General features: G+C 69.4%; 6 protein-coding genes and 1 pseudogene. 4 read left to right on the forward strand and 3 right to left on the reverse strand.

Annotated features, from left to right (window positions below):
- Positions 1 to 33: 33 nt before the first annotated feature.
- Complete coding sequence (locus ABEA43_RS67255; RefSeq protein WP_345581300.1) at positions 34 to 477, forward strand: DUF4158 domain-containing protein; 444 nt, start codon at positions 34 to 36, stop codon at positions 475 to 477.
- A gap of 46 nt (positions 478 to 523) precedes the next feature.
- Here the strand turns inward: ABEA43_RS67255 and ABEA43_RS67260 are convergent, their stop codons facing one another.
- On the reverse strand, positions 524 to 1,330 hold the full coding sequence (locus tag ABEA43_RS67260) for an LLM class flavin-dependent oxidoreductase (RefSeq protein ID WP_345581303.1): 807 nt from the start codon (positions 1,328 to 1,330) through the stop codon (positions 524 to 526).
- 352 nt (positions 1,331 to 1,682) lie between these two features.
- Between ABEA43_RS67260 and ABEA43_RS67265 the strand changes: the two genes are divergently transcribed.
- The gene (locus ABEA43_RS67265) at positions 1,683 to 2,444 is read left to right on the forward strand and encodes a class I SAM-dependent methyltransferase (RefSeq protein WP_345581306.1); all 762 of its coding nucleotides are present in this window, start codon (positions 1,683 to 1,685) and stop codon (positions 2,442 to 2,444) included.
- A gap of 598 nt (positions 2,445 to 3,042) precedes the next feature.
- Here ABEA43_RS67265 and ABEA43_RS67270 read toward each other — a convergent pair.
- Positions 3,043 to 3,840, reverse strand: a complete 798-nt coding sequence (locus ABEA43_RS67270) for an ABC transporter permease (RefSeq protein WP_345581309.1) — start codon at positions 3,838 to 3,840, stop codon at positions 3,043 to 3,045.
- Between the two features lie 54 nt (positions 3,841 to 3,894).
- Positions 3,895 to 4,584: an ABC-2 family transporter protein gene (locus tag ABEA43_RS67275; RefSeq protein WP_345581312.1), complete on the reverse strand. Its 690-nt coding sequence runs from the start codon at positions 4,582 to 4,584 to the stop codon at positions 3,895 to 3,897.
- 100 nt (positions 4,585 to 4,684) lie between these two features.
- Between ABEA43_RS67275 and ABEA43_RS67280 the strand changes: the two are divergent.
- Together ABEA43_RS67280 and ABEA43_RS67285 are read left to right on the forward strand one after the other, a co-directional pair.
- Positions 4,685 to 4,975 (forward strand): annotated as a pseudogene (locus ABEA43_RS67280) (Cif family virulence factor); the annotation flags it as partial.
- A 181-nt stretch (positions 4,976 to 5,156) separates the two neighbouring features.
- Positions 5,157 to 8,690 (forward strand): NACHT and WD40 repeat domain-containing protein, encoded by a 3,534-nt coding sequence (locus tag ABEA43_RS67285; protein ID WP_345581315.1) that lies wholly within the window; start codon positions 5,157 to 5,159, stop codon positions 8,688 to 8,690.
- Positions 8,691 to 8,738 lie beyond the last annotated feature (48 nt).

The following is an 8,738-nucleotide window of genomic DNA, read 5'->3' on the forward strand; positions in this document are numbered from 1 at the left end:
TGCTGTGACTTGCCTGGTCAATGCTGGGCGGTCATGAAACACCCCCCGATGCACATCGACGAGCTGGTTGAGCACTGGACGATCCTGGACGAAGAGCGCGACCTGATCGCCGGAAAGCGCGACGCCACTCGACTCGGCTTCGCGATCTTGCTCAAGTTCTACACGCAGCACGGCCGGTTCCCGCGCGGCCGTTCAGAGCTGCCGGACGACGTGGTGGAGCACGTGGCCAAGCAGGTCCGGGTTCCGGCCTCGGAGTTCGGCTTCTACGAGTGGTCCGGCTCCACGATCGAGTACCACCGCCATCAGATCCGCACGCACCTGGGCTTTCGTACCTGCACGGCCGAGGACGCGACGAAGCTGGCGGTGTGGGTGGCCGAGGAGGTCGCGCACGCCGAGCGGCGGCCTGGCCGTGGCCTCCGGTGGCCACGCCCACAGCGAGGACGCGACGAACTGCCTTGGCGCGCCGGGACGCTGTGAGCCTGTGCATCAAGCTGTCCTGAGCCACACGCGCACCGCAGGTGCTTCACACGGGCGGGCCCGCCTTGACGCGCCGCACCAGTCGTTCCATCGACCCCCGGTAGTTGTGGAGGTGCTCCAGCCACCACGTGGCGCCCGCGTCGGCGTAGGCCCGGACCGACGAGCCGGGCTCGCTCACTCCGATGACCGCCACGTCGAGGCCACCCGGGTCTGCCCGGTACCGACGCAGCTCACTGACCTGGGCGGCCAGGGAGTCGGGTGAAAGCGTCATGCGGCCCTCCTGGTCGTCGCCGGCGACGATCCAGCCGTCCCAGCGGGCGGCACGCCGAAGGGCACCCGAAGCCGTGCCGCCGACCCACACTGGGACCCGGGGCCGCTGGAGGGGCAGCGGCGCGAGTCGCACCCCGCCGACGGTGTAATGAGCGCCCCGATGGTGCACCTCCTCGCCGGACCAGAGGGAGATCATCACGTCGAGTGCCTCGTCGAGCATGACCCCGCCGGGACGTGTTGAGCCGAAGGCGGTGAACTCCTGCCTCACGCCGCCCAGCCCGGCGCCCAGGATCGCGCGGCCGCCGCTCAGCCTGTCGAGCGTCGCCACGGTCTGGGCCAGCCGTTCCGGGCGGTGCCGGGCCACGGCCGTCACCGCCGTACCCAGCCTGATGTGCGAGGTCGCTTGCGCCGCGGCGGCCAGCATCACCCACGGGTCGGCCGATGGCGTGCCCCAGGTGAAGGCCAGGTGGTCCCACACCAGCACGGCGTCCCACCCGGCGGCCTCGGCCTCCCCGGCGAGGGTGACGAGGTGTGCCGGCTCCGCGAGGTCACCGAGGATCGCGACGTCGATGCCATAACGCATGCCCCCACCCAAGCACCCGGCACCGACAGTTCTGGGGTGCCGCGATCGCGCAGCGCGGCGCCGACGAGCGGGTGAGCGCCGCCCGAGAGGAAGCCGTAGAGCAGATCCGGCAGACCCGCGAGCAGGCCGACGCTGCTGTCGCCGAGGCCAACCTCGCCGCGCGGGAGGCATGGAGTCAGGCAGCCGCTGTACAACAGCAGGCGGAGCGAGAACTCGCGAGAAGGTGGGGCCGCTTTCGCGCCTGGAATCAGGGGCCCGGCCACGGCTGATATCGAGCAGAGAATCTCGTACCGGCCGGTCCGGTCAGTCCTGAACGTGGACCGCCGATGTCGGCCGGGATAGGTTCGGCAGTGTGCTCAGACGAATCAACTACGACGACCGTCAGCACCTGGTGTACGCCCGCGGTCGAGCGCTGCCTCCCGACGTCATCGCCGCCTGGATGGCCGAATTCGCCCGGCACTCGCCGTCCCGCCGGCCGCTGACGGTCCTGGACCTGGGCAGCGGTACCGGCCGGTTCTCCCCAGCCCTCGCCGACACTTTTGGCGGCCCGGTGTACGGCGTCGAGCCCTCCGCACGGATGCGCCAGGTGGCCGCGGACCTCACCGCCCACCCGTCGGTCAGCTATCTCCAGGGCGCTGCCGAGAAGATCCCACTGCCCGGCAACGGGTGCGACCTGGCCCTGCTCTACCTGGTGATCCACCATATCCAGGATCTACCGGCGGCGGCCGCGGAGATCGCCCGCGTGCTGGCCCCAAAGGGCCGGTTGCTCATCCGCAACACCTTTGCCGACCGGATGCCCGACCCGCTGTGGCACCGCTGGTTTCCCCGCGCGCGGACCATCGAGGAAGAGCTCTTTCCCACCGTCGCCGAAGTGGCGCAGGCCTTCGCCACGGCCGGCATGCACCCGGTTGCCCTCACCTCGGTCCGGCACCGTCTCGCAGACCGCCCCGCCGACTACGCCGCGCGACTGCGGCTGCGCGCCAGCTCGATCTTCGACCAGCTGACTGAGCAGGAAATCACCGAGGGATTCGCCGCGCTGGACGCCGACCTCGCCACACATCCCGACACCGGTCCCATCGAGGAAGACTGCGACCTGCTCATCCTGGCCGGCTGACGGTTGGGTTCGCGCTGCTGGTCAGGCAGTCCCCGCCGACCAGAGCGGTGACCCTGACGTCCTCGATGAACGGCTCACGCCCGAGAGTCCTCGAGGTCGAGCACACCATCCTGGACGCCGGCAGAAGATCACCCGCTTCGAACATGGCTGGCCCGCTGGTCGCCCACGAACTCGACCACCTACTCGGCCGCAGATCATCCGAACAGCTGAAGTCTTAAGTAAGGAATTCACGTACAGGTGATCTTCGGGCCTGATGGCGATGTCTGTGTCTGTGTCTGTCGACACGAAGGCCGTGGTGGCGGGGCTGCGGGGCGCTCGGCGAGCGGGGGCTCGCAGGCCCGGGTGATCACCTCGGGGAGCATGCTGGTGCTCGTGGGGGGCGGACTACGCGTGCTGTTCGCCCCGCGCACGTGATCGAATCGGTGTTAATGCGGGCAGAAGCCAACGGCTCCAGGAGCTGTTCATCGGCCGGAGAAGAGCCAAGCCGATGGCAAACAGGGCTGTCATCCCCTTGATGGGTCCGATCGCCGCAGGCTCCGAGATGCCTCTCAAGCTCCCTCGGCGGCGATCAACCTGTGTCAGCATTTCGTATCTGGGTTTAATGACCGACGCTCTGGTAGTGGTCAAGTTGACGTCTCCATATGAGGTACGCCAGCGCGATCAGGACCACGCCCAGCAGCGGGCCGGCCGGTGCCCACGGGTTGTCCAGCTTGCCCAGGACGACGCCGGCGGGCACGTACGCCACGAAGGCGACCGGCAGCACGAAGGTGAGCAGCCACTCGGTCACGCCGCCGAACACCCTCATCGGGTAGGAGCCGAACCTGCTGAAGACGTCATCGACGAAGACCCGCAGGGTGGAGGTGTCGACCATGCGCAGCGACAGCGCCGACAGCCCGAGGAAGAAGGCCGCCTCGATGAGCGCGCCGCCCACAACGGCCACCACGCAGTAGGCGACCAGCCAGGCGTTCCAGTCGACGGGTACGTTCCGGGCGGCGACGGCGAGCAGCGTCACGCCCACGAGCAGGTCGCCGAGCTGGCCCATGCCTATCTTGTTGCCCATGAGCTGAACCAGGGGGTTGAGCGGGCGCAGCAGGAACCGGTCGAACTCCCCGTTGCGCACAAGCCAGTGGATGTCGTGCACGCTGATCATGGGGATCATGGCCAGGGCGTGGGCCGTCAGGCGCAACCCGTACAGGAAGGCGATCTCCGCCAGGCCCCAGCCCGCCAGCGAGGGAAAGGTGTGCATCACCACCCAGATGAAGGCGAACCCGGTGCCCTGCCAGAGCGCTCCGCTGAGGATGCCGATCACGGCGTTCATCCGGTACCGCATGACACCGCGGGCGGAGGCACGCTGGAGCAGGACGTACAGGCGCAGCGAACGCACGATCTCAGCCACCCTGGATCACCACCCTCCGGTGCGCCCGGGACCAGGTCAGCGCAAGCAAGCCGCTCAGCGCAGCGATCCAGGCAACTTCGACCAGAACAGGGCCTGAGACATCGGAGATGTGCCCGGCATAGATGGCCGCCGGCACGTAGCCCAGATACTTGAAGGGCAGGATGTCGGCCAGCACGCCGAGAAAGCCGGGAAGGCCAGCGGCACCATCGTCCCAGCGAAGAACTGGCTGACCAGCCGGTAGAGCAGCGAGATGGCACCGGTCTCCATCGTCCAGAAGCCGATCAGGCTGATCAGCAGCGCCAGCTGCACGGCGATCACGTATCCAAGCGCCAGCGTGATCAGGTAACCGAGCCCGTCGACCGGCACGGTGATCGAGCCGACCAGGAGGACCACCGGGATCACCGGGGCGAGCAGCAGCAGCCCGCCCAGGGTGTTACCGACCTGGAAGGCGGCCATCTGCCTGAGGTAACCGACCGGCCGAGCCAGGTCGAAGAAGACCATGCCGGTGCGGATCCGCTCGTGGATCGTCCGGGACACGATCGTGTGGGTGGCGAACGACTGCAGGTTGGCCAGCGTGAGGTAGGCCAGCAGCGCCTCCAGCGTAAGCCCGGCCGCCGAGGGGCGCGAGCCGTACACCGAAGTCCAGATCATGCGCAGCAGGAACACCTGAGCGACCAGCGTCACGCAGGTCATGATGATGTTGCTGCGGTAAGCCAGGGCAAGGCGGAAGCCGATGCGCGTCATCGGGAGTAGATCCCTTTGATCCTCGACCGCCGCTTCTTCGAAGCTCTCATGGCCGCCGACGTCCCCGCGCTGGAGGACCTGCTCGCCGGACGACTTCGTCCTCGTGGGCATCGAGGACGGCGCCGTCGCCCACCGTGACGCACTCCTCGAATCGATCGGCGCGGGCGCCCTGCGGTTCCCGAAGATCGAATCGTTCCCGGATGAAGCCGTCGTCCGTCTCGTCGGTAGCGCGGGAGTCGTGGTCGGCCGTACCAGCATGAACGTCACCAACCCCGACGGGACAGACTTCACGGCCGCCAGCCGATACATCCACGTCTTCGCCCATGACGGTCAGTGGCGCCTGCACTCGGCCCAGGGCACCGCCATCCGCGCGGAGGCGGGAGCGGAATGAACGGAGGCGGATTCGCCGCGAGCCGGGGGTGGTGCGCCTTCTGACGGCAGTGCGATGATCGATCGGCTACTCCATGTGCACGGTCATCGCACGCACAGTCTTCGCCCGCGGGCAGAGGGAGGACAGGGGATTGGCCGATCCGAAACCCCTGGAGCGCGCACGCAGGCCTGTCCGTATCGTGATGCTCCTGCTGACGATGGTGGCGGCGTTCGCCGTCGGGGCCTGGTTCCTGGTGATCGACCTGCCCACGGGCGACATGCGCGCCAGCGTGCTCAGCTTCTTCGTCGGGCTGGGCAACCTGTTCCTGGCCGTGGCCGAGTTCCTGAGGAGGCCGCCGGAGGCGAGCACGCTGGCCAGGCTCGCCGACGAGCTGGCCGTGAGGCTGCGGCGGGAGCTGATCGACCATCAGGGCATTGAGGCGCTGAACAAGCCGTACGTCCTGCCGCTGTCGTGGTCGGCCGGTGACCAGAGGGTCGGCAGGCTGCGGCGGGGCGTCATGGAGAGCGCCAAGGCCCTGAGCGCCGAGTACCTGCGCGTGGCCAGCGGCCGGATGGTCATCCTCGGCGAGCCGGGCGCGGGCAAGAGCATCCTCGCGCGCCTGCTCGCCTGGGGCCTGCTGCACGACCGGGGGGACGCGCCAGTGCCGGTCCTGCTGACGGCGACCTCCTGGGACCCGGTCGACGAGTCCCTGGACGACTGGATCGTCGGCACGCTCGCGGTCAACAACTACGGCGGCAACCGGGACACGCCCCGTGAGCTCCTGCGGTCGGGGCTCATTCTGCCGATCGTCGACGGCCTCGACGAGATGTCCGAGGCCGCGCGGCGCGTGGCGATCCAGGCCGTCAACGAGGCGATCGGTCGTGAGCGGCCCGTTGTGATCACCTGCCGTTCTGTGGAGTACGGCGAGCTGATCGCGTCAGGCGCACCGGCTCTGAAACGGGCGCCGGTGGTGCGCCTCCAGCCTCTGCTGCGCCACGACGTGGTCGCCTACTTACGCGAGTTCGGGGCACCCGGGCTCGCGCCCCTCGTGGACGAGCTGACGCGTGATCCTGGCGGCCCGGCGGCGCAGGCGCTGTCGACGCCGCTGATGGTGTCTCTGGCGCGGAACGTGAGCGAGCAGCGCGCCGTGGACCTGCGCGACTGCGACTCACGTACGGCCGTGGAGGACAAACTGGTCGAGGCCGCGGCCCGGCCGACGACTGCGGGCGACGAGCGGTGGCTCACCTTCCTGGCCCGCTACCTGCACGCCCATCACGAACGCGAGCTCGCTTGGTGGCTGCTGGCCCCCAGGCTGGTCTCGCCGTGGGCGGTCGCCGCGCTCGGCCTGGCGGGAGGCGCGGTGGCGACGGCGCTCGCCACCGCCTGGATCCTGATCTCCGGCACCGTCACGGACCTCAACGCCGCGTTCCTGCTCGGCACCGCCGTCGGGGCCGGCTTCGCCATCCTGGTCATGGTCGCGTGGTACGTGGGCGGCATCAGAACACCCGGCAGGCTCACCCTCCAGACGGCGGGGTCGGCCGACCGATTGCGGGTCGGCGCGGTCACCGGTTCCGGGCTGGCGGTGATCCTGACCGTCCCGATCCTGCTGGGCTTGGCGGGAGTGATCACCTTTGCGTACGGCTGGAGCCCCACGAACATCGACGTCTACCTGAGCTGGCTGGCCAGGGGTGGCGCCGTCATGGTCGTGACCGCGGTCGCGCTGGCGATCTACCGCTGGCTGGACGCCCCGCCGGGCAGTTCCGTGGACTCCACCCCGGCCAAGCTGCTCGCCGCTGACCGCGCCTCCGCCCTCGCCGGGGCGCTCGCGGCCGGAGCCATCGTCGGGCTCGGGCTCGGGCCGGCCCTGCTGGCCGGCCAGGTCGCCCTCCGCACGCTGCAGTCGGCGGTCACGGGGTGGTCCGGGGAGCCCACGCCCGCAGACATCGCCGCGGTCGAGCTCACCGACCCCTGGGGGAACCCGCCGGTACTGCTTCCCGGCGTGCTGTTCGCCTCGCTCACCCTGCTCACCAGGGCCTGGCCGCGGTTCGCGTGGGCGCGTTTCGTGCTGGCCTCGCGCAGACGTACGCCATGGCGGCTCATGCGCGCGCTGGAAGGAGCGCATCGTGCGGGACTGCTGCAGCGTTCGGGCGGGACGTACCAGTTCCGCCACATCCGCCTGCAGGAATGGCTGGCCACCCGGACCAAGGCCGGAGCCGCCGCGCCGCGCAGGCCGCGCGTCCGCCTGCTGGCCGCGGGAGGGCTCACGGTCGTGACCGGGACCGCGTCCGTCCTGCTCGCGTCACTGCCCGCCGACATCTCCAGCGCCACGCTGTACGTCGGCGCCATCGGCAACCGGTACCTCACCGATGACGGCCGGATGCTGGTCGCCAGGTCGGCGGACGGGAAGGACCTGCACGTCTGGGACGTGGCCACGGGGCGGCCCGTCGGCAGCGTGCTTCGCGGGCAGGACAAGGATGATCTCGGCCTGCACTGGAGCTCCGACGGGCGCCTGGCCGCGCTGGTCTCGAACGCCAGGGAAGCACTGACCATCCTCGACACCTCCGGCCTCCGGCCGCTCAGGAACTGGCCGCTGCCTCCCAATGCCCCCGGCGACGACGACTACTGGGTCACCTTCAGCCCGGACGGCTCGCTCGCCACCGTCCGGACGACTCCGGGCTACGCGCTGTACCTGTACGACGTCCGTACCGGCACCCAACTGGGCGGGAGGCTGGCGGAGAACGCCCAAACAGTCGCCTTCAGCTCCTCCGGCAACCTCCTCACCGCAAAGGTGCCCGCAGGCCAGAACAGTTCACGGCTGCTCGTCTGGAACGCCCGCACGGGCAGCCGCATCGGCGGCGACATCGTCATGGGCTGGAGCGACTCCGTCCCCTACTTCAGCCCCGACGGCGACCTGCTGGTGACCACCTCGCCGAAAGGCGACACCCACCTGACGGACGCCAGGACCGGACGTCCCCTCCAGCCTCCCCTCCGGGGTCACTACGCCCCGAGCGGCGACTACCTGGTGAACCAAGCAGCCGACGGAGTCCGGACCCGGCGCCTGCGCGGCGACCCCGACCCCCGTCACTACCCGGACCTGCGGAACGTCGTGACGTCGGGCACCACACTGGTGGGCGTGACCGGCCGCGGCGACGTCCGCGTCTACGACCTCGTCAGCGGCAAAGAGACCGGGCGCATGCACCCCGGACTCGGGCCGCGCCTGTCGCTCACCCTGCACCCGGACGGCCGGACCCTCATGATCCTCCAGTACCCCGAGTCCGACGGGAGTGTCGACCCCCGCCCCAACCCCACCGTGTGGTTGTGGGACCTGCGCGGCGGAACTCAGCTCGGCACCCTCCAGACCGGCACCTACACCACGGGCTTCTCCTTCGGCAGGCACACCGTGCTGGTGAGACGACCGTCGCAGAAAGAACGCGACTGGCAGCGGCTGGACGTCTTCAACCTCGACACCAGGACACGGCTGACGAACCGGTTGCCGGACTACACCCAAGAGGAAAGCAGCCTCAGCCCCAGCCAGGACTGGCTCGCCGTACTCACGCCCGACAAGCGCTCGATCGAGCTGTGGAACGTGGCCGAAGGAAGGCGCGAAACCGTACTCACCGGTCACACCGGCGAGATTCACTCCTACTGGTTCTCCAAGGACAGCACGGTGCTGCACTCATCGAGCGCGGACGGAACGATCAAGATCTGGCGGATCCCGAAGCCCGGGACGAGCTGAGGCCGCTCTCGACTGACCAGGACTCTGCATCGGGCCTCTCACCAGCCC

Origin of the sequence: Nonomuraea rosea, assembly GCF_039539705.1 — a bacterium.
GTDB classification, from domain to species: domain Bacteria; phylum Actinomycetota; class Actinomycetes; order Streptosporangiales; family Streptosporangiaceae; genus Nonomuraea; species Nonomuraea rosea.